Annotated in this window: 13 protein-coding genes; 2 read left to right on the top strand and 11 right to left on the bottom strand. The window is 55.4% G+C overall.

The annotated features are described in order from the left end of the window. Positions 1-124: 124 nt before the first annotated feature. Together RUDLU_RS0112320 and RUDLU_RS0112315 are read right to left on the bottom strand one after the other, a co-directional pair. Positions 125-1,993, bottom strand: coding sequence for a proton-conducting transporter transmembrane domain-containing protein (locus RUDLU_RS0112320; protein ID WP_019988696.1), 1,869 nt, complete (start codon positions 1,991-1,993; stop codon positions 125-127). A 9-nt stretch (positions 1,994-2,002) separates the two neighbouring features. Then, positions 2,003-4,498, bottom strand: coding sequence for a YbcC family protein (locus tag RUDLU_RS0112315; RefSeq protein ID WP_019988695.1), 2,496 nt, complete (start codon positions 4,496-4,498; stop codon positions 2,003-2,005). Positions 4,499-4,739: 241 nt separating this feature from the next. Between RUDLU_RS0112315 and RUDLU_RS0112310 the strand changes: the two genes are divergently transcribed. After that, on the top strand, positions 4,740-6,368 hold the full coding sequence (locus tag RUDLU_RS0112310) for a SulP family inorganic anion transporter (protein ID WP_019988694.1): 1,629 nt from the start codon (positions 4,740-4,742) through the stop codon (positions 6,366-6,368). A 382-nt stretch (positions 6,369-6,750) separates the two neighbouring features. On the opposite strand, the gene RUDLU_RS0112305 is transcribed toward RUDLU_RS0112310, so the two are convergent. Beyond that, positions 6,751-8,184: a hypothetical protein gene (locus RUDLU_RS0112305; protein ID WP_019988693.1), complete on the bottom strand. Its 1,434-nt coding sequence runs from the start codon at positions 8,182-8,184 to the stop codon at positions 6,751-6,753. Positions 8,185-8,355: 171 nt separating this feature from the next. Continuing rightward, positions 8,356-9,339 carry a phytanoyl-CoA dioxygenase family protein gene (locus RUDLU_RS0112300; protein ID WP_027302996.1) on the bottom strand — a complete coding sequence of 328 codons (984 nt, stop codon included), beginning with the start codon at positions 9,337-9,339 and terminating at the stop codon, positions 8,356-8,358. A gap of 76 nt (positions 9,340-9,415) precedes the next feature. Between RUDLU_RS0112300 and RUDLU_RS29285 the strand changes: the two genes are divergently transcribed. Continuing rightward, a complete protein-coding gene (locus tag RUDLU_RS29285; protein WP_342663139.1) occupies positions 9,416-9,505 on the top strand; it encodes a hypothetical protein in 90 nt (29 codons plus the stop codon). Here RUDLU_RS29285 and RUDLU_RS0112295 read toward each other — a convergent pair. The 7 genes from RUDLU_RS0112295 to RUDLU_RS0112265 all read right to left on the bottom strand — a co-directional run bounded on the left by RUDLU_RS0112295 (position 9,471) and on the right by RUDLU_RS0112265 (position 21,282). Continuing rightward, a complete protein-coding gene (locus RUDLU_RS0112295) occupies positions 9,471-10,727 on the bottom strand; it encodes a sterol desaturase family protein (RefSeq protein WP_019988691.1) in 1,257 nt (418 codons plus the stop codon). The genes RUDLU_RS29285 and RUDLU_RS0112295 overlap by 35 nt on opposite strands. Before the next feature lie 264 nt (positions 10,728-10,991). After that, positions 10,992-11,531 carry a YceI family protein gene (locus RUDLU_RS0112290; RefSeq protein ID WP_019988690.1) on the bottom strand — a complete coding sequence of 180 codons (540 nt, stop codon included), beginning with the start codon at positions 11,529-11,531 and terminating at the stop codon, positions 10,992-10,994. A gap of 361 nt (positions 11,532-11,892) precedes the next feature. Then, positions 11,893-14,406, bottom strand: a complete 2,514-nt coding sequence (locus RUDLU_RS0112285; RefSeq protein WP_083940569.1) for a zinc-dependent metalloprotease — start codon at positions 14,404-14,406, stop codon at positions 11,893-11,895. Between the two features lie 114 nt (positions 14,407-14,520). Further along, a complete protein-coding gene (locus RUDLU_RS0112280) occupies positions 14,521-15,408 on the bottom strand; it encodes an OmpA family protein (protein WP_027302995.1) in 888 nt (295 codons plus the stop codon). Positions 15,409-15,515: 107 nt separating this feature from the next. After that, positions 15,516-17,009, bottom strand: coding sequence for a DUF1501 domain-containing protein (locus RUDLU_RS0112275; protein WP_019988687.1), 1,494 nt, complete (start codon positions 17,007-17,009; stop codon positions 15,516-15,518). Positions 17,010-17,344: 335 nt separating this feature from the next. Then, the gene (locus RUDLU_RS0112270) at positions 17,345-20,158 is read right to left on the bottom strand and encodes a DUF1553 domain-containing protein (protein ID WP_019988686.1); all 2,814 of its coding nucleotides are present in this window, start codon (positions 20,156-20,158) and stop codon (positions 17,345-17,347) included. A 233-nt stretch (positions 20,159-20,391) separates the two neighbouring features. Continuing rightward, positions 20,392-21,282 (bottom strand): hydroxypyruvate isomerase family protein, encoded by an 891-nt coding sequence (locus RUDLU_RS0112265; RefSeq protein ID WP_019988685.1) that lies wholly within the window; start codon positions 21,280-21,282, stop codon positions 20,392-20,394. Positions 21,283-21,360: the final 78 nt, after the last annotated feature.

Here is a 21,360-nt window from a genome sequence, read left to right as displayed (position 1 = left end):
GACGCTTTCTTTTTTGTGGGTGAAAAGCAAAAAAGCCAGCCTACCTCAAGGGCAGGCTGGCTGGCAAATTGGTTAAAATGAGGAAAGTAGCCGGTACCCGGTAAGGCGAGTAGGCCGGATGTTTTTACGACGATCGGTAGGCCATATCAAATACCGACCGTACGTGTGGGCCCAGAAAAACGCGGGCGTAAATGCGAATTAGCGCCAGACCATCAACAATGAAACTGAGCGCGGTAAAGAAGGCCAGCGCCAGCTGATTTTCGTGGATGTGGGTGAAAATGAGGTCTTCCCCCACAAACGTCGGGGTGATCGGAAAACCCGAAACCCCCAGACAGCACAGCAAAAACAGGAACGCCAGCAGCCGGTGCTTGTAGGCATGGCCATGAAAACGACCCAGATCAATACTGGTTTCGAGCGTTTTCAGGCGGGTAAGTACAATGAACCCAAGTACGCCAGCTACCACAATCCCGCTCAGGTACAGCAGGGTCTGCTCGAACCGGAAATGCTCGTTGAACGAGATGGCCAATGCCACAAAAAAGTGATTCATCAGAATCAGAACCCAGCTCATGCGGGCTTTTTTACGCTCGGTGAAGGCTTTCAGGACCATCAACAGGCCAAGGAGCGAAAAGACCATAGGCAGGGTGTGCTCAAAATCGGGTGAGAGGGCATCTTCGTTGACCAACAGGAGCAATCCGAGCCCGTAGATCGGTACAAAGAAGAACAGCACCCGGTTGAGCGTCAGAAAATCGAGCCGACGGCCAATAGCTTTGAGCGGGTTCCACAGAAACCGGTACATGAGCGAGTCGAGGTTCCATTCTTTGAGGCAAAGCATGTAGAACGTGTAGGCGATTTTTTTCGGGTAAAACCGCTCAATCGACTGCGGATGCGGTGAAAAATGATAAAACTGCTCCCGAATCTGATAGCTCACCACCGAAGGTGACACCAGCAACTGGTACGTCCGCAAAAACGCGTTGCCCGCAAAGTGAAACAACGCCAGATGCCCCCAACCGGCCGCAATCTCGATAAACATAAGCCCAATCTGTGCAATGGATGCGTAGGCGATCTGACTCTTTACCGACGATTGCACCCGCGCAATACCCGTAGCCACGAGAGCCGAACATAAGCCCACGGCCCCGATGAGCACTCGTACCGACACTTGCTGCTCCCAGAACGGATAGGTGCGCAACAACAGAAAAACACCGAGGTGTACCGACAGCGATCCGTAGAAAATAGCGCTCGATGGGGTGGGGCCTTCCATAGCTCGGGGTAACCACGACGAAAACGGAAGCTGCGCTGATTTGACAGCCGCCGACAGCAGAATCATGACCGAGATAAACACCCCGATCAGGGTGTGGCTTTGCAGATGCTCATGCACCAGCTCGTAGTTGCGCAGTTGCAAAAACGTGGTGTTCTGATGCCAGAGGTGGTGACTCATCCACATGGCCAGAATCAGACCTACGTCGCCAATACGGTACAGCGAAAACACTTTTACGGCGTTCTTGACCGGCAGATACCGGTCCCGGTAAAAGGCAATCAGCAAAAACGACGAGATGCCCAGAATTTCCCAGCCGATAAACAGGGTTTCGAGGTTGCCCGACAAAATGGTGAGCGTGTACCCGACATAGAAGAACAGAATCGTATTGAAAAACCGCTTGTAACCTGCTTCGCGGTGCATGTACGCCCGGCTGTAGCGCGTGATCAGAAACGTCAGAAACGCGCCCACAAATAGGTACACAGCCGTGACCACGTCAAAGTCGAAGTCGACAAAAAACTCGTAGCTGCTCGTTCGGAGCAACACAATCTCTTTCACGTCGAGCGTGGGGTGGCCCGCCAGCAGCCAGACACCCAGAAATAGAACGGTCCCCAGCAGATGCAGGCCAACGGTGAATACGGCAATCTGCGAGATAAGTGTTTCGCGCCGGGCCGGAACCAGCAGGCTGACCAGGTAGCCTACCAGGGGCAAGAAAACAAAAAAGGGAAGTAACGAAGCCATTCCGGAAGGTTATGAGAGGATAAAGACCGGGAAATTTTCCCCATTCGATTCAACCAATGGCTCCACATCGGCAACGGCGTCGAGGTGGTCGGTAAGGGGATGGTAATCGACAAAATCGCCTGCTTTGAACACGTACAGGGCGCGGGTTTCGGGGTGTACCGCCACCAGGTTGATCCAGTTGTTGCTGTACCACTCGTACACCGCCGGAATTTTCTGGATGGTAGCGAGTACTACATCCGGGTAATGCTCCACAATCATGAGCAGCCGCAGCGGGTCGTGGACCTCAATCATCTGGCTGGGTAATCCCGGCCGTAGATCGCCGTCGATACCGTTGGCCACTCCAATCAGGCCCATCACGTTATGCGGCAGCTTGGTACCCGCCCCCAGTTTCTGGTTGTCCATCCGGGAGAAAAAGTACTCCAGATTGATGCCTCCGCAAACGGGCGTGGCTGCTTTCAGAATATTGAGCAGGTAATGGCCGTCGGGGTCAATGGCGTAATTGTACGAGTTCATGAGCGCCCGCCGGTCCAGAAAAAGGCCCTTGGTCATGGCCCTCCGACCCACAATGCATAGGGCGTTGGTAGCGTGGTTGAGCTCAGGGCGCGGTTCAAACAACGACACCGACCGGATTTTTACCTTGTCGTGAATTTGCTCGGGGGTAAGGCTCGAATCAATCGACTCAAACCGGCGCGACCGTTCCTTGGCGTTCAGGTCGAGGGCTTCGGCAAACGTTTGCCGGTTGAGCTGATGGAACTCCCGATTGCCAACCTGCAGCGCCTGATCGTCGAAAAACGCAATTTCGTCGCGGGTGGTATCGTGCAGAGCACCTACAAACTGCGTATCGTCCGGAATATCAATGCCGCGTTCGTGGAGTAACACCCGTACCTGCGGGTGGTTGGCCATGTAGCACAGCACCCGCGCATTGGCCGAGCCCGACCGCCCTGAGCAGGCACCACAGTCGTAGGCCGCGTAGTGGGGGTTGTTGATGGTACTGGAACCATGCCCAACGACGTACACGAGCGAGGCAAAATTTTTGACCAGCCCGATGCTTTTGAGGACTCCCTCGACCCGGTCGGCCATTTCGGGGACGGTAAACCCTACCTGCAGGTCGTTTTCGGGGGCGTGCTGATGGGTATGTTCAATTGTCAGCCGGGCGGCTCCGTCCATATGCCGAAACGACGACGCCATCGATGGGCTCATGGTAGGTCGGAAAATATTCAGGAAGAGCCGCAGCGCCGACCAGAAACCGAGGGTTTGCGAGATAAGCCAGCCGCTGTAAAACGAGTGTGCGTGCTTGTTGAAATGCACGTCTTTTTGCTTCTTCGTCGTGCGCCCCTGCTCTTTGACAAGGTACTTGGGCGTGACCGGAGCCGGGCAAACTTTCTCGTAGAATTTGCCGGTTTCGGGCTGGAAGAAAAACTCAACCCCGAAGAAACCGGGTGTTCCGAAGGTTTCGCAGCGGGGGTCGAGCTGCTCCAGATACCGGCGCATCGACTCTTCGCGGTCGTCGATGCAAAACAGGGCCTGAAAACTTTTGCCTATCGTTTGTTTGCGGGTGAGTTTGTTCTGCTGAATCCCGGCCAGTACCTGATCGTAATAGCTCCATTCAAACGCTTCCTGCCACATCATCAGCACCTCGTCGCGCTCGGTAACGGGGGTGTTGGCAAAGAGGTCGGTGGGTTTGTGAGACAACGTCTGGCTCAGAGGCTGCCATTGGGTACCGAAATGGGCGTCAAGTGCGTCGATTTCGAGTAGCAGTTCAAACGTGATCAGGTCATGCAGGGAGAGCTGCCGGCGGTCGAGTAGCGTTTGGGGGCCATCCTCAATGGCCGATACCATGCCCGACCAGCCCTGATGCGCAAATTGCCCGTCGAAGAGGTAGGTCTCGTACAGGGTTTCGTCGCCCACGAGCAGATCGAGCAACTCGCTTATGGAAGGCGTGCCGTTGAGCAGGAGGTTACGGGCTCGGCGCGTCCGGAAAAAACTGGTCAAGCTATGGCGCTCCATCTCGCGCAGGGCGTCCAGAAACGTCGTGTTGGTGACCGGAAACCCCCAGATCGCAATGCCCTGATCGAGGTACGAGCACAAAATCCGAAACAGAAGCGGATGTACCAGCGAATCGAGGTCAATGTGGTACTGCTTTTTCCAGGTGCTGCGTAGGGTGCCTATGCGTGGGGTACCGGTGGTGGGGTAGGGTTTCTGGAGCAGCTTTTCGAGCCAGTTTTCGAGCCGGGCTTCGCCTTTGTGTCCGAAGATTACTTTTTTTAGAACAACGGGACTGATCTGCCCACTGCTGTACATCGCCCGGTACTCATTGAGGGCCAGTGATACCTTGTAACCGAACACCTGAGATGCCGACCGGATGGCGTCGAAAAACGGCCGATCCTGAAACGAGTGCAGTGTATTGTGGTGAACAAAGTCTTTCAGCGGGGCTTGGGCGGGTAGGTAGTGCTTGAGGCTGTGAATGACCCGGTGTTCGTCGAACCCAGAGTGGTTTGTTTCCATAAACGGTTGTATGGCGTTAGCACTTCCTGATACCAGGAACGGGAGCAAAGGTGACCGGCACCAGTTAAAAAGTACTTAAGGTGAGTTTAAGAAGTGATTAAAGACCGAGCCGGGAAGCCGTTCAGAAAGCAGGGAGCGCCTTTTTCATTAATCTCCTTTTAATATGGGCTTAAGGGTGGCTTAACTCGCCCGGCCGAACCTTGCAGGGCATTTACGAACGGAATACATCTAAATTGACGTAATGGAGACCACTTCCAAAGCCCCTACACATTATGTGCCTGCTAAAGGATTTGCCGGTTTAACGCAAAACTGGCAGTCGGACCTACTGTCTGGTTTTCTCGTTTCACTCATTGCGCTGCCCCTTAGTCTGGGCATTGCGTCGGCCAGTAACTTCCCGCCAATTATGGGCGTGCTGACGGCAATCGTGGGCGGTATGGTCGTGGCTTTCTTTGCCGGTTCCGAGCCGACTATCAAAGGCCCGGCGGCTGGTTTAATTGTGATTGTAGCTGGGGCGGTCGAAGAGCTCGGTCGGGGAAATGTAGAGATTGGCTGGAAGCTGGCGCTGGGGGTTATTCTGGTGGCGGGTGTTGTGCAGGTGCTGTTTGGGGTGCTGAAAGTGGCTAAACTGGCCGACTTTTTCCCGCTCTCGGCGGTGCATGGTATGCTGGCTGCCATCGGCATCATCATCATGTCGAAGCAGATTCACCTGGCTGTAGGGGCGCACCCGGCCGATCTGAAAGGCAAGGAACCCCTCGAACTGATTGCCATGGTGCCCCATAGCATTGCCACAATGGAGTGGCATGTGGCCGTTATTGGGTTTGTGAGTCTGCTGATTATGTTTGGCTGGCCTATGCTCAAAAGCGCGGCTATCAAGCGCATTCCGCCCGCACTGGTTGTATTGGTCGTGGCCATTGCACTGGGTCTTTACTTCCATCTCTCCGATACCCGGCAGTATGGTGATATTAAACCGCTGGTAAACCCCGGTGAGTTTAAACTGGCGCTCAACGTCGATTTTGGGGCCTGGACCGGCGACCTGTTGCCCATTGCCCTGAAATATTTGGCCATGTTTGCCCTCATTGGCTCGCTCGAATCCCTGCTGACGGGCAAGGCCATCGACCTGCTCGATCCGTACAAGCGCAAATCGAACCTGAGTGCTGACCTAACCGCCGTTGGTATTGGCAATATGGTATCGGCTTTGCTGGGCGGCCTGCCCATGATTTCCGAAGTAGCCCGCTCGTCGGCCAACCTCAACAACGGCGGTAAAACCCGCTGGGCCAACTTCTTCCACGGCCTTTTTTTGCTGGTGTTTGTGGTGGCACTGGTACCGTTGATCAAACTGGTTCCGGTAGCAGCTTTGGCGGCTATTCTGATCTCGGTCGGGTTCCGGCTCGCCAACCCGAAAGAGTTTCGGCACATGTACGAAATCGGACCGGAGCAGCTTATCGTTTTCGTGGTTACCATTATTGCAACCCTTGCTACTGATTTGCTCATTGGTATTGCCGTCGGGATTGTGGCCGAGTTTATTATTCAGGTTGTGCTGGGGTTACCGCTCAAGTACCTCTTTAATCCCGACCAATACATGAAGTCGAACGGTAACCAACATACGCTGGTGATCAACGGGGCCGCGGTCTTCACCAACTACCTAAGCATCAAAAAGCAGTTGGACACCATTCCGCAACAGGAAGGGCAGTGCGTCACCGTCGATTTGCACCATGCCCGGTACGTAGACCATACCGTTATGGAGAACCTGCATAATTACGAGCGCGATTTCCAGCTGGCTGGCGGTCAATTTAACGTCATCAATCTGGATGAGCACAAACCCTTATCGACGCATCCGCTGGCGGCCCGTCGGAAGCAACCTGCCTTGTAAAGGGTGATTTGGCCTGGTGGTAGTCTATCGTTCTGTAGCAAGTTAAATGCCCTAAATTCTCTCAGAAGTTTGTTTGTATTTGGGAAACAGCATCCGCGTTACGGATGCTGTTTTTTTGTTTGATGGTGAACGGTAGAACCGCTGTACAATCCAATATGGAGGAATTGGCCCGCGGATACCAGCGATTAAGCTCATTTTCGCGGATTGATACAGGTAATCGGCGTACATCTGCCCAATCCGTGTCATCCGCATGCTATTGGTATCGATTGGCTAATTCCGACAACTTCTAAAAACGGTTAAAGCCGTAAGGGATGGTCTGGCATCGACTCCCTTGCGGCTTTGTGTCTCTGTAAAGACGCCTGATACCGCCTAAAAAAGCAGCTCAGATAAACACCTGGTATTGCAACGTCAGCTGGCCACGTCGACCGGCCGGGGCGAGTTGGGTGCCCGAAGCACCATAGTAAGGCCGATTCTGATAGTCGAGGGTCATTTTTGAGTTGTGCCCCCGAATGAGCCAGTTCAGGCCGATGTTGTACACGCCCAGAGGTTGGGTCAGGCGGGTGTAACGGGCAATCTGCGCCTGTGCGTAGGGCATGAGGGCGCCGTTGCCCCGGCCCAGCAGATCCTGAGGCAGCAGATACCCGACCTGGCTGTACACCACGTTGCCCGTTCCGAACATCGGAAAGGCATTACCCTGAATACCTGATGCGCCCGGCAGCGTTATGGTGGAGCCGCTGGCGGGGTTCATAATGCCGTTGAAACGCAGGTAGTCTTTGCCGTAGTCGGTATGGAAGTAGCCCAGATAGGCGTTGATGGCGCTACCGTTTGCCGGGCTGACCGGCATGTCCAGAAAAGCGGCTAACGACCACAAATTCAGGTTTTGGTACACGGTATCCGCTACGTTTTCGCGGTGCCAAACGGCGTTTTTCTGGTAGACGAACCCGCCCTCCAGGTTGAGCATTCGTTTTTTGCCCAGATACGTACCCGTCATGTAGCCGGGCGTCTGATTGGTCTCTTTGTCCAGAAACTGATACGCCACAAAGCCCTGAACCTGTTTGTGATGTCCCTTCAAGGCAAACGTTGCGTTCGACGACAGGGCCGGGGGCGTTGCTCCGGTGGTTTGAATCGGAAACGGATCGCTCAGGGCAAATCGGTAGTCGATTTTGCCTACCTGCCCGCGGGCATACACGGTTAGTTTGCGCGAAAATTCGTCGGTTTGGTCGACGGTGGCCTGGGCAAATACCGGCACATCCATCGTCATGATGGAGCTGACGCTCGGCTGGCTAAACCGCGAGAGGCCGTTCACAATGGTGAGCCCACCGCCTATTTTCAGGTAATCCTTATCACGGAAAACCAGGTACTCGCCCACGGCATCGTGGAAGAAAGCCGCAATTTTCCGGTTGCTGGGCGTACCGGCCGTGTTGAAACCGGGAAATCCGTTCAGGTAATTGAAGTTGTTCATCCCGAACTGGAGGTAAATGAGCGCGCGGTCGTTGAGTTGCCCGAACATCTGCATCCGGGTTCGGCGAAGTCCAATATCGAGGGTTTGGGGCTTAGCCTCCTGAATAACGGTTGTGCCGGGGTTACTCTGATTGAGCCGAAGCCAGGTCTGATTCAGAAACGTGACCTTAAAAAAATGGGTACCCGATGCGTTGAGGTTGTACTTAAGCTCGTTTTTGTCGGCTGCGGGCGTCGGGGCCTGTTTGGCGACCCGGACAATGGTATCGTTGGCAGGCGGGGCGGGCGTAGGCGAAACGGACTGGCCGAGCACGGCCCCGGAAGCCAGCAGAGCCCCGGCAAAAAGCAGTTTTTTCATAACTGATGATACGTGGCTTCCGGGCATTCGGAAACCGATAAACGGATTGGTATAAACGACAATTGGGCCGAAGGCAGGGGGCTCATTTCTGAACCCCCTGCCTTCGGCCCAAACTACCGGCCTGCCCGTTAAAAGAATCTGACGATATTGTTAAAATGGCATTAAAGCAAATCAATGCCAGCTATCCAGTCCGAGTAGTTTTTTGCCCAGTGGGGATAGGGGAGCGGTCTGGTAACGGGTTTTCTCCCAGCCGCGCGGGTCGCCCGGAAAGGCGTACCCTTCGGGGGCCACGCGGTCGCGCCACGAGGTAATGCGCCACTGCCGCAGGGCTTCGTTATCTTCCTGAGCGGGCATCATCGAGATATACTGCGCTATGCGCACCTTATCGGTGGTGAGGTTGGGCCGAATCCCGTGCGGAAGGGTGCTGTTAAAAATCAGCAGGTCGCCCGCTTCCATCTTCACTTTCACGAAGTCGAAGCCGGTGGTGTCGGGTTTGAACCGGTCGCGGTCGGCGGGTTGGGTTAGTTTCCAGGTATCGTATGTCCGGTACAGCTCAGGTATGCATTGAAAACCGCCCATGTTCTCGTCGGTTTGGTCGGCGAGGGCCAGTACGCCCTGCACGTTTTGGGGCCGGGTTTCGGGGTCATAATCCCAGTGGATAAACCCTTTGAACTCATGCCCCGGCCGAACCGGAAAATTCAGGTTGGCCCGGTCGATGGTGACCCAAAGTTCTTCGACGCCCCAGATGTCGACAAAGGCGTCGTAAACGCGCTGCGTCTGCCGGTTATCCCACTGGTACGGGTGGTTGTAGAGTTCAACCATGCCGCTATTGGTTAGCTCCTTCATTTTCATTTCGGCGCGGGGTGGAGCGTACCAGGTGGCCGGGTCATTTGGGTCTTTTTCTTCAAACTCCCAAAGCAGGTTGGCCAGTCGCTCGGCCTGCTCTCTGGGTACAGCCTGTTTGATAACAATGTAGCCGTTTTCCTGCCAAAACTGCCAGTCGGCTTCGGAGAGAACCCGCAAGGGTTTTCCGTTGCTGCGGTCGTTGAGGGCAATGGCGCTGCTGGTTGCGGTCGAGGGGTTGCCCGGAATATCCGTATGGGCGTTGTTGGGAACGGTAGCCGCAGGGGCCATCGTCGGCTGCATGGTTTCCATCTGAATAGAATCTTTACGTGGTTTTATATCGCGGCACAACGTTACCAAGGCTTGTTTTGCCACCGGGTTTGAGGGGTTGTCGTACTTCAATCGGGTATTTCGGCGGGCTACCGGGCAGAATCCGCTCCAGTTCAGGAAACAGTATCGGTATGGCTTACCGGCTTAAGCGCGGTCGTGTTCACTTCGGTACGGGCCAGCCACCACAGCCAGACCAGCGAAACAATGCCCAGACCACCCACGGCACCCGCTACCCAAAGCCCCGCCGGTATGGGCAAAAGCAGCCAGATACTCAGCCCGGTGCAGGCCAGCAGCCGGAAGGCTTCAAAGCGGTACGCCCACGGACGTCCTTCAAAAAAGAAACCGAAGTTGATCACTGTGATGCCAATCAACAGAGCAATGGCCCCCTTCTCGCCCCAGCCCAACTGGGCCTGAAATTGCAGAAACGGGAAGGTTGCCAGCACCAGCAGCGTGTACTGAAACAGAACGTAATAGTTGACACCCTGCGCTACCTCGGTGTCGAATTTCTGGTACGACTCCCGGCTGACTTCGGGAATGGGTTGGTAAACCGCCATCTTGGCATCCCAGCCGGGTTTGTAAAACAAGACTTTCAGCTTGTCGGTCAGGGTAGGGGCATTCCGTAACTGATGCCCGATGTGTTCGTAGTGCGAGAAGTTAGCCCAAACTGGATTCCAGCTGTTGATGGGCGTGGTGATTCCGTACACGGGTCGTTCTTCCTCAACCTGAAACGTACCAAACAGCCGATCCCAGATAATAAACGTGCCCCCGTGATTTTTATCAATGTATTTGGGGTTGCGCCCGTGGTGTACGCGGTGGTGCGAGGGGGTGTTCATAACCCACTCCAGCACGCCCATGCGGTCAATCATTTCGGTATGAATCCAGAACTGGTAGATCAGGTTGATACCGCCCACTACCAGCAGTTGCGTGGTGTCGAAACCCAGCAAGGCCATGGGCAGGTAAACCGGCGCCGTCCAGACACCCTGAAACCAGCTTTGGCGTAGCGCCACCGAGAGATTGTACTCTTCGCTTTGGTGGTGTACCACATGCCCGCTCCAGAACAGGTTGATCTCGTGACTCAGCCGGTGCGCCCAGTAATAGCACAGGTCGTAAAGCACAAACGCCAGAATCCAACTCCACCAGGTATGCGGCACCTGAAACAGGGCAAAATTGGCGTGTACCGCTTCGTAAAGCCCCAACGTAATCACTTTCAGAAAAATGCCGACCACCTGTTGCGAGGTACCCGCGCTTAGATTGGTGATACTATCGTTGAGCCGGTACAGCTTGGTTTGCCGGTAGCGGTCGAGCCAGATCTCGATACCCATTGCCAGAAAGAAGAACGGGATCGCCAGCATGATGGGGTTGAAGTTCATACGTATGAAGTGCTAAAGTCGGAGAGAATGCCGCAATGGGGTTTTGTCCAAAATAGAAACAAATTTAGAAAATACCAGACAAAATAGATACTTCTGGCCGGGGTATTGCATGGGCTGGTGCGCCAATAAAAATCCCTACAGAGACTCTTGATAAGCCATCTGTAGGGATCGTATTTATTCTTCAGGTATCAGTTGGGTAGTTTCCCCAACAAGCCGGGTGCGTAGCTTAACAACAAACGCTAAACCAGAAACAATAAACAAAGCTTATGCCTGCTTGGTCACCTGAATGTTCAGCACCAGCCGAACGTCGTCGCTGACAACTACCCCACCGGCTTCGGTGACGGCATCCCAGCTCAGGCCAAATTCTTTACGCTTTACTACGCCAGCCAGTTCGAAGCCAGCCTTGGTCTGACCGTAGAAGTCAACCATTTGGCCGCCGTACTCGGCTTTCAGCGTTACGGGTTTCGTTACACCGCGCATGGTCAGATCACCGTGCAGCTCGTACGTGTCGTCGCCGGTTTTCTTCATGCTTGTCGATACAAACGTGAGCTGAGGGAAACCCGCTGCGTCGAAGAAATCAGCTGACTTCAGGTGACCGTCGCGCTGTTCGTTGCCCGTGCTGATGCTATCAATTTCGGCTGAGAACGAAACGTTTGCGTTTTCGAAGTCGTCGCCGGTTGTTTCAATTTTACCGTCGTACTGCCCAAACGAGCCGGTCACGGTTGACACCATCAGGTGCTTTACTTTGAACTGTACTTCTGAGTGTGAAGGGTCGATGACCCAGGTGGTAGTTGCGGTTGCCATGAGATGTAAGAAGTTGTTCTGTGTAATTACATTTAATGTATATACATCTAAATGGAGTGAATTGTTCCAACCGATCAAAAATTTTCAGAATTAACGTGCGTGATGAGCTATCCTTCCATAAACATGCATCGCGGAGATGATTTCTTTTCGCTAGTTAATCTGCGACAATCTGCCTGATGCGTGTCATTCGTGTGCCAATTCGTTAGGCTTTGCATATTGATGTAAACAGAACGCGGATACACGCTGTACCGAAGCCGTAGATCCCGCTTTGGCAGAGCTGTAAACGCCCGCATCCCGAATAGCCCCAGTTATTGCGAGCTGTTCGGGATGCGAACGGCAAAACAAGCTACCGAAAACCGACTCAATGCCAGCTACAGCCATCGAGCCACTCCTGACCGGGATCGATGGGGGCTCCGTCGGGAGCAACGAGCGACGTAGTGGCCACCGGGGCCTGTTGCGGGTTTTGTTCGTATTGACGAATCATCCAGCGCAGGTAGCCGGGGTTTCGGTTCGACGTTCGGTATTGCAAATCGGTCTTGTGCTCTACCTCGGTTGAGCGGCCACGCAGGTAGTTTTTCTTGATGGTCATGAGCCTGTTGTGCGCTACCTCGCGCACCCGTGCGTCGCTGTCTTTGTTGGTAGCCAGCCCGATAAGACTCTCTACAAGCTTGTGTCGCAGTAGCAACTGAATCTGGTCGCTATGGTTGTACTGCCCTGTCAGGCGCATACCAAACGCCTGTCCCATCAGTGCGCTGACCAGTTCGCTCATGCCGGGTTGTTGCGGGTCCAGCGCCTGCTGATTGATGAGCCGGGCGCACCGCTCAGGATTGAGCAAAAGCCGGAGCGTCAGGTTAATCGCGGCTTCGGACGGGCCCAGCGGGTCGAACGTGATACCCGTTCGGCGTTTAAATACCTCGCGGGGATTGGCGTTGAACCCGTAAGCGCGGGGCGGAATAAGCTTCAGAATCGGTTCCGGAAGAGCCAGATTTGTCGGCATTAAGGTGTTTATGAGGCTGCTCAGGGCCTGCCGTTGCGTTTGGGCGGGTACCACCTGCGTAACGAGTTGGCCATCGCCCCGGGTCGCGTAGGTGTAATCGAGGCCACCCAGCACTTTCACGGCCGCTTCGACCTGATACCGATGAAACATATACAGCGGCACCAATACTTCCTCCAGGTTAGCCATGGGCGTGCCGACCGGGATTTTCTTCTCACTAAACTGATTCAGAGCGATCTGCCGGATTCTCATCACCCGGTTCAGTTCGGTTACTGCATCGGTGCCGTTGTCCCAGAGGTGCGTTTGGGGGTGAGCCCCGCCTTCGGGCCGCCCGTCCTGATCGCTCAGGTATTTGAGGCCGCGCCCGATATAATTGGTAATAATTTTGTCGAGTTCGGCCTTTTCGTTGGTTCCTTTCGGAAAATGCTGATACCCGTAGGCAATAGCTACTTTGTCCCACTCACCAATTTCGGTGGTATAGGCGTTGGCCAATGAGAGTTTAGGTTTGCCCGCGTTATCCACGATATCCACCTGTGGGTGTGGATAATCCATAACCGAGGCCCGGCTATTTACACTGGCGGCATAGTTGTGGGGCAGGCCGAGGGTGTGCCCAATTTCGTGGGCAGCCAGTTGCCGCAGCCGCGCCAGTGCCATTTGTACGGCTTCGGTGGTGTCGGCGCCGTTGGTATCGAAACTGCCCACCAGCCCTTGTGCAATGAGGTAATCCTGCCGAACCCGTAGCGAGCCGAGCGTTACTTTACCTTTCAGAATTTGGCCGGTGCGGGGATCGGTGATGCTGGCCCCGTACGACCACCCGCGCGTAGAGCGGTGTACCCACTGAACCAGATTATAGCGGACATCCATCGGGTCGGCATCGGGCGGGAGTAGTTTCACCTGAAACGCATTGCGATAACCGGCCGCTTCAAAAGCCTGATTCCACCACTTGGCACCATCCATCAGGGCCGATCGAATGGGTTCGGGGGCGCCGGGGTCCATGTAGTACACAATGGGTTCAACGGGGTCGCTGATGGGGGCCGAGGGGTCTTTCTTTTGTAATTTATGGCGGGCAATGTACCGTTTGCTGATGGGCTGGCTAAACGGCGAGGCATAATCAAAGAAATCGATACCGAAATAGCCCGAACGAGGGTCCATCACGCGGGGTTTGTACGCATCGGAGGCCGTGAGGTCGGGGAGTTGCACAAACGAGTGGTGCTGCCGCATGGTTACGATGGTTGGGGTAGGCACCACCTCGCGCAGGTACGGGCCGGGGGCGTCGCCGGTGAGGGTAATGGTGGCTTCAAATTCGGTGTTTTGCGGAAATGCCTTGCTGTGGGGCAGGTATAGCGCGCACCGGTTTGGGTCGATACGGAACGTACCCTGCCGGGTTTGGGCGATGGCTTGAATGGCTCCCACGGCATCCTGAAGCAGAAACGGGGTAAAGTCGACCAGCACGGCTCCGCTCTCTTCGGCCACAATCTCAAACCCCCCGTGCACCGACTGCGCAAACGATTCGGCTACGGCCCGGCGCTCCAGCGAGTCGGGGCTGAGGGCGCGGTAGCCGTAGTTGGTTTCGATAAGCAGCACACGATTGCCGCTCCGCTGAAACTGAACGACGTGTTCCTGCCCCAGCCGCCCCCGGTCGAGGCCAATGTCGTTGGAGCCGACGCCCTGTGCCAGCGTAGGGTAGTACAGCAGTTCCTGATTGAACCGGTTTATTTCGAGCCAGATTTTGCCTTTTTTCGCGTCCCAGTAAAATGTCAGAAAACCCGGTCGCTTCTCCATCCCGTTGGTAAACGAAGTAATGGTTTGGGCACGAAGAAGCAGGGGAGAAAGCAGTAAAAGTAGATGAAGTAGTAGGGTACGGGTAGCAGTCGCAAGCATAGCGTAAGAGTTTATCCGGGAAATTGCCACACAATCGCCAACGATGCAACTGGCGGAAACCAAAAAAGCGGCCCCGACTATGGCGGGGCCGCTTTTGTATTGGGAAGGATGGGCTTATTTGCCCTGACCAGCCGTAAGCAGGTTGAAGAACTGATCGAGTTTCGGCGTCAGGATGATCTCCGTCCGGCGGTTCGTTTTCCGACCCGTTGCGGTAGCGTTATCATCTTTAGGCTCGTACTCGCCCCGGCCACCGGCCGTCAGACGCTCAGGAGCTACGCTGAACTTGCTTTGCAGCAACCGAACAACCGATGTAGCGCGCATTACGCTCAGGTCCCAGTTGTCTTTCACAAACTCACCCGCGATGGGGACAACGTCTGTGTGGCCCTGTACCAGAACGTCCAGCTCTTTGTGGTCATTTACTACCGACGCTACTTTGCCCAGAACGGCCTCAGCCGCTTTGTTCACTTCGTACCGGCCCGATGCGAACAGCAGTTTGTCGGCAATCGAAACGTACACAACGCCTTTCTTAACCTCTACCTGAATGTCCTGATCGTTTACATCGGCGAGTGACCGCTTCAGGCTCATTACCAGGGCCAGGTTCAGTGAGTCTTTCCGCTGAATCGACTGGTTCAGGTTGTTTACCTGCTTGGTTTGCTCGTTCAGTACTTCAAGCGATTTCTTGATGCTCTCGGCACCTTGCTTGCTTACTACCGACAGATCGGCCATCCGGTCGATCAGGCTGTTATTGTTCTTGCGCAGGTCAGCCAGTTGGGATTCCAGTTCGGCGATCCGGGTTTTGTTGGTGGCCAGATCCGTGTCACGGGTACGCAGGTCCGACTGGAGGCCCGTCAACTTGCGGTCACAGTCGCTCAAATCAGCAACTGCCTTGTTACGGGCGTTCTCTAATTCATTGTAGCTTGACTGCAATTGAGTCAGTTTTTTCTTGCTAACGCAGGATGATAGCAGCGACATTGCTACCAACACATAGATGGCTTGTTTCATATGGTTTAAAACAAACAAAAACAGGAGGTTGAATTTGTTAAACGATAACAAAATTACGTTTGTTTCACTATTTACTTAGCATTCGGTCAAGAATTTGTACTTTTTCGCTAAGCAAGTATAGGTTTTACCACTTTCCCGGCGACATCGGTCAGGCGAAACGAGCGGCCCTGAAAAGGGTATGTAAGTTGTTCATGGTCAAAACCTAACAGGTGCAAAATAGTGGCGTGCAAATCGTGTACGTGTACCTTGTCTTTCACGCCATAGTACCCAATATCGTCGGTTTCGCCGTAGCTGAATCCTTTCCGAACTCCCCCGCCTGCCATCCAGACCGTAAACGCATCGAGGTGGTGATCCCGACCCATAAACGGTAGCGTTAGACCGTCGCGGTTTTCCTGCATGGGCGTGCGGCCAAACTCCCCGCCCCACACCACAAGCGTATCGTCGAGCAGGCCGCGCTGTTTGAGGTCCTTGAGCAAACCGGCCACCGCCTGATCCGACTCCCGGCATTTGTTTTTCAGGCCGATTTCGAGGGCCCCGTCGGCGCTCGTGCCGTGCGTATCCCAGCCCCAATCGAACAATTGCACAAACCGCACTCCGCGCTCAACCAGCCGCCGGGCCAACAGGCAGTTGCGGGCAAACGACCCAACATTGGGGTCGGCTCCGTACAGGTCCATGATGTACTGCGGCTCGCTTTTGATGTCCATGGCGTCGGGTACGGACATCTGCATCCGAAAAGCCAGCTCATACTGACTGATTCGGGTTAGAATCTCCGGGTCGTTGACCTCGTTGTAAGCCTGCTGGTTGATTTCGGTGATGGCGTCGATGGTTTGTTTCCGAATATCGCGGTTCATACCGGCCGGGTCCGACACATACAGCACGGGGTCGCCATCCGTACGGCACTGCACACCCTGGTACACCGTGGGCAGAAACCCGCTGCCCCATACCGACTTGCCAGCGTCGGGCTGTTTGCCGCCGGAGGCCAGCACCACAAAGCCGGGCAGGTCGTCGTTTTCGGAGCCCAGCCCGTAGGTAACCCACGAGCCAATACTGGGCCGACCCAATCGGGCGCTACCCGTGTGCATAAGCAACTGCGCGGGGGCGTGGTTGAACTGGTCGGTGTGCATGGCTTTGAGAAAACTGATTTCGTCGACAACGCCCTGCAAATGGGGCAGGTAATCGGAGAGCCACGCGCCCGACTGCCCGTACTGGGCAAACTTTCCCTGCGGCCCGAGCATTTTGGGTATCCCCCGGATAAACGCAAATTTTTTACCCTCGAGTAGCTCCTGCGGGCAGTCGCGGCCGTGGTATTTGACCAGTTCGGGTTTGTAATCAAACAGTTCGAGCTGACTCGGCGAGCCGGCCATGTGAATGTAAATCACCCGTTTGGCCTTCGGGCTGAACTGGGCCGGCCGGGGTGTCATGGGTTCGGTAGGCCCGGCCAACCCCGCTGCGGGTGCTGTTTGGCTACCTCCCCAGCCGCAACTACTCAAAAAGGAGCCAAGAGCCATAGCCCCCAGACCCGTGGAGCAGGTCTGGAAAAAATGACGCCGGGTTTCGCGCTGCAAAGCGGCCTGCTGAAGTTCTTTGAGAAGCTTTTCCATGTCTTACCCTACCCACAGCCGCCTGAAAACAGAGTACAGCGACCGATACGTACATTAGTGGTTAAAAACATTACACATTACACAGGGTTTAGGATAAGTTTTTTTGACAGGATTACAGGATGTACAGGATTTTCTTCCCTAAAAAGAATCGGTTCTTCCGATTTTATAGTGGAGTTGTATAGCTCTGGCCTGGCGGTCCGCCGGGTCGGCCGGAGGGCCGTCAGGCCAGAGCTACCAGTTTCGCCAAGCATCCACTACACATTCGGAAGAACCAAATAATCTTGTACATCCTGTAATCCTGTCAAAAAACTTGTCCTAAACCCCATTACACATCGTTATTCTTTGGTAATCACTTCGTCCAGATTCAATACCGTGTTGGTCGTCACCGTGAGGGCAGCCAGAGCCGGGCTTGCCCGCTCGAATCCCATCAGTTGCTGAGCCTCGTCGGGGTGTTGCCGGTAGTGTTGCTCCGTGTTGCGGTATAGCCGGAGGAGCACCGCGAGTTTGCGCGGCTCAATTTCACGCAGGGCCACCCGCCGAAACGCGGCTTTGATCTGTTCCTCGGGTGTGCGGGCCTGTTCACGAACGCAGTCGGCCAGGGTCTGGGCGGCTTCTACGTACACCGGGTCGTTGAGGGTTACCAGCGCCTGAAGGGGTGTGTTGGTACGAAGCCGCCGAACCTGACAAAACTCGCGGCTCGGGCTGTCAAACGTAATCATGGAGGGGTAGGGGGCCGTGCGTTTCCAGTAGGTGTACAGCGCCCGGCGGTTACGGTCGGTGGCATCGCTCAGTTTCCAGCTTTCGCCGTTATAAGGCGACTGCCAGATACCGTCGGGCTGCGGGGGCATCACGCTGGGGCCATACATTTTAGGGTTGAGCAAGCCACTCACAGCCAGAGCCTGATCGCGTACCTGCTCGGCCGCCAGCCGCACCCGTGGCCCCCGTGCGAGGTATTTGTTGGTGGGGTCGGCCGCAACCAGAGCCGCTGAGGCCGCCGATTGCTGCCGGTACGTAGCCGAAAGCACCATGCGCCGGAGCATTTTCTTTACCCGCCAGCCGTCGGTTTCCATAAACTCGGCGGCTAAGTAATCGAGCAAGGCGCGGTGTGTGGGCGTGCTGCCCTGTGTTCCGAGGTCTTCAACGGTTTCGACCAGGCCCGTACCGAACAACTGTTCCCAAAACCGATTGACGGCTACGCGGGCCGTGAGGGGGTGTTTTCGGTCGGTCATCCAGCGGGCAAGGCCTAGTCGGTTGCGGGGCAGGCCGGGCGCGAGGGGCAGAATAGATTTGGGTACGTCGGGCTGTACGCGTTTGGTTTTAACGAGCCAATTGCCCCGATCAAATACCTGCGTAGCCCGGGCGAGGTCGCCGGTGCCATCGAGCAGGATTGGCGTTGATTGGGGGCGTTTGTTAAGCAACAGCGCGTATTCCGTTTCAATAGCCCCCAGCCGGTCGGCGGGTTGGCCGGGCATGGCGCGCTGAAAGGCAATCCATTTGATGCTCACCCATTTGTTGCCGCCTTTAGGGTTATCGAGCCGAAAAAACAGGTTGTGCCGCCCGGCTACTTCGGGTATCGGAAAGATCTGAACGGTATCGCGGGCGGGTGCTGGTACGGGCAGGCTCACCAGCACGGGGCCGTTGAGGCTATCGCGCCGGATGGTGAGCGTAGCGCCGGGTGTTTCGTTCGACCAGGCCAGCAGGAGCCGGTTTTGCCCGGTCAGGGTCACGTTGGGTAATCGCCCGGAGCCCTCGTGCAAAATCCCGAAAAATTTAGCGTCGAGTAAGGAGGCTTTCTGGTACTGATCGAGCGCGTGCGAGTTGAATTTAGGCTCCAGTGTCCGCAAAAACTGGCGTTGTTGAGCCGTTTGGCCGGGCGGGGCCAGCCGACCCATCCAGCTGTAAAGTTCCTGCACCCGCACCGAGTCTTTGTCTTTGTAGAAACGAAGGGTTGGCGTATCGGTCGTGACGTCTTCGTCGCGGGTGTTGTTGAAAAACGCCATGTATTTGTAATACTCTTCGTGCGTGAAGGGGTCGTAAGGGTGGCTGTGGCACTGCACGCAGGCAAAGGTGGTACCTCCAAACACATCCCAGGTGGTGTTGACCCGGTCGATCACGGCGGCTACCCGAAACTCCTCGTCCTGGGTGCCCCCTTCATCGTTGTTCATGGTGTTGCGGTGAAACCCGGTCGCCACGAGCTGATCGTCGGGCGGAAGGCCCGTAACCGGGTCGCGGTTGGGCATCAGGTCGCCCGCGAGCTGCTCCGTCAGGAAGAGATTGTAGGGCTTATCGTCGTTAAAGGCTTTGATGAGCCAGTCGCGGTAGCGCCAGATTTGCCGGCCGGGGTCACGTTCGTAGCCTTTAGTGTCGGCATACCGGGCGAGGTCGAGCCACATACCGGCCCATTTTTCGCCGTAAGCCGAGGAAGCGAGCAGCCGGTCGACCTGTTTCTCGTAGGCATCGGGCGATGTATCACGGACAAACGCGCTCACCTGTTCGGGGGTTGGTGGCAGGCCCGTGAGGTCGAGCGAAACCCGACGGAGTAGAGTAGCACGGCTTGCCTCGGCCGACGGGCGCAGGGTTTTAGCCAGCTCGGCGTCGGTGGTGGTATCCCGAACGGTACGGAGGCCGTCGAGCACAAAATGATCGATTTCGTTTTTCGCCCAGGTTGTTTCGTCGCTCTCGGCCATGCCCGGAATAGAAATACCCAGGCGGTTCCAGAACGAGCCCAGTCGGGGGACTTCGGGTTTCTCGACGGGCGTATAGGCCCAATGGTCGCCCCATTCGGCACCCTGATCGACCCAATCGCGCAGCAACTGGATTTCTTCTTCGCTCAGGGGCGGGCCATCGAGAGGCATCCGCTCTTTGGGATCGTCGAGCGTGAGTCGGCGAATCATTTCGCTGGCGTCGGCGTCGCCGGGAACAATAGCGGGTTTGCCCGATTTGGTGGGGGCAAGGGCTTCGTGCCGGAACAACAGGCTGAAGCCCGCCGTCTTTTTTACCCCGCCATGACAGGCAATGCACTGCTTGTTCAGAATGGGCTTGATCTGGGTATTATAGTCGACTTTTTGCTCGAAAACCCCCAACATGGAAAAGGAGGACAGCAGGACTACCGTACCCAAACCCCCGATCAGCAAATGTTTCGGCTTCATGGTGCTCTACTGTGGTTTCTGGTTTGTCGTTTCTGGTTTTGGGCTTCCCCAACAGGGTATCGAACCCAAACCGATTTACGAACCACCGAGGTTGTCTGGTGCTTTGCTATCAAAGGCGTAAGGAGGGCCGTTTTTACGCCTGCCTATCCGCAAAATTTACAAGTACATCCGGGAAAAAAGCAAAACAGCCCAGCTGGTGCCGGGCTGTTTTGAATGTGTACGTAGGCCTTTGACTACACGTCGCAGATTTGAACCCCTTTTTTGAGCGATTCGAGCATACCGGCCTTGTCTTTGGGGGTCGGCATGTATTCCTGCCCGATAAACCCTTTGTAGCCGGTGGCCACAATCGCTTTCACAATGGCTGGGTAATAAATCTCCTGCGTCTCGTCGATTTCCCGGCGACCGGGCATGCCGCCCGTGTGGTAGTGGCTGAAATACTGCCCATACCGACGGATGTTGCGGATGTGGTCGCCCTGCATACTCTGCATGTGGAAAATGTCGTACAACAGCTTGAACTTGGGTGAGCCTACCATTTCGCACAATACGGCTCCCCACTGCGGGTTGTCGCACTGGTAATCGGGGTGGCTATCGCGCGAGCTGAGCAGTTCCATAGTGATGGTCACGTCGTGCTTTTCAGCAATGGGCATGATCTTTTTCAGACCAGCCTGGCAGTTGAGCAGACCCTCGTAGTCGCCCAGGCCGTTGCGGTTGCCCGAAAAGGTGATGAGGTTTTTAACACCCATACTTGCCGCCTGCGGAATGAGCTCGGTGTACAGGGCCACCAGCGCATCGTGGTTTTTGGGGTTGTTGAAACAGCTGGGCAGCCCCAATCCTTTGGGCCAGGCATCGGGCTGTCCCATGGCCGAGGTAAGGCCGTATTTCTTCAACACTTCCCACTCTTTGGGGCCGGTCAGCTCGATAGATTCAATGCCAATGGCCTTGCAGCCCTCGGCGAGCTCTTCGAGCGGGATACTGCCGTAGCACCACCGGCTTACCGAGTGGCGAATGTTTCCCTTCAGGGCAGGCATAGCGGGAGTTGTTTCCATCGGGTTAGCGAGGGCGTCGGTCAGCGACAGCGTGAAGGCACTGCCGGTGAGGGTTTTGAGGGCATTTCGGCGTTTCATAATGAGTGAATGAGTGAATGAGTGAATGAGCGAATGCGTTGAAGGTAGCCACTGACGAAAACGCTTGCTTACCTATTC

The organism is Rudanella lutea DSM 19387 (assembly GCF_000383955.1).
GTDB lineage: Bacteria > Bacteroidota > Bacteroidia > Cytophagales > Spirosomataceae > Rudanella > Rudanella lutea.
Note: the sequence above shows the minus strand (reverse complement) of the source record. Positions and strands in the feature narration are given on the sequence as shown.

Bases quoted from the DNA above. Each gene is read 5' to 3' on its own strand.
- RUDLU_RS0112320 (WP_019988696.1), bottom strand. From the start codon at position 1,993: ATGGCTTCGTTACTTCCCTTTTTTGTTTTCTTGCCCCTGGTAGGCTAC.
- RUDLU_RS0112275 (WP_019988687.1), bottom strand. From the start codon at position 17,009: ATGGAAAAGCTTCTCAAAGAACTTCAGCAGGCCGCTTTGCAGCGCGAA.
- RUDLU_RS0112295 (WP_019988691.1), bottom strand. From the start codon at position 10,727: ATGAACTTCAACCCCATCATGCTGGCGATCCCGTTCTTCTTTCTGGCA.
- RUDLU_RS0112280 (WP_027302995.1), bottom strand. From the start codon at position 15,408: ATGAAACAAGCCATCTATGTGTTGGTAGCAATGTCGCTGCTATCATCC.
- RUDLU_RS0112290 (WP_019988690.1), bottom strand. From the start codon at position 11,531: ATGGCAACCGCAACTACCACCTGGGTCATCGACCCTTCACACTCAGAA.
- RUDLU_RS0112285 (WP_083940569.1), bottom strand. From the start codon at position 14,406: ATGCTTGCGACTGCTACCCGTACCCTACTACTTCATCTACTTTTACTG.
- RUDLU_RS0112315 (WP_019988695.1), bottom strand. From the start codon at position 4,498: ATGGAAACAAACCACTCTGGGTTCGACGAACACCGGGTCATTCACAGC.
- RUDLU_RS0112310 (WP_019988694.1), top strand. From the start codon at position 4,740: ATGGAGACCACTTCCAAAGCCCCTACACATTATGTGCCTGCTAAAGGA.
- RUDLU_RS0112270 (WP_019988686.1), bottom strand. From the start codon at position 20,158: ATGAAGCCGAAACATTTGCTGATCGGGGGTTTGGGTACGGTAGTCCTG.
- RUDLU_RS0112300 (WP_027302996.1), bottom strand. From the start codon at position 9,339: ATGGAAACCATGCAGCCGACGATGGCCCCTGCGGCTACCGTTCCCAAC.
- RUDLU_RS0112265 (WP_019988685.1), bottom strand. From the start codon at position 21,282: ATGAAACGCCGAAATGCCCTCAAAACCCTCACCGGCAGTGCCTTCACG.
- RUDLU_RS0112305 (WP_019988693.1), bottom strand. From the start codon at position 8,184: ATGAAAAAACTGCTTTTTGCCGGGGCTCTGCTGGCTTCCGGGGCCGTG.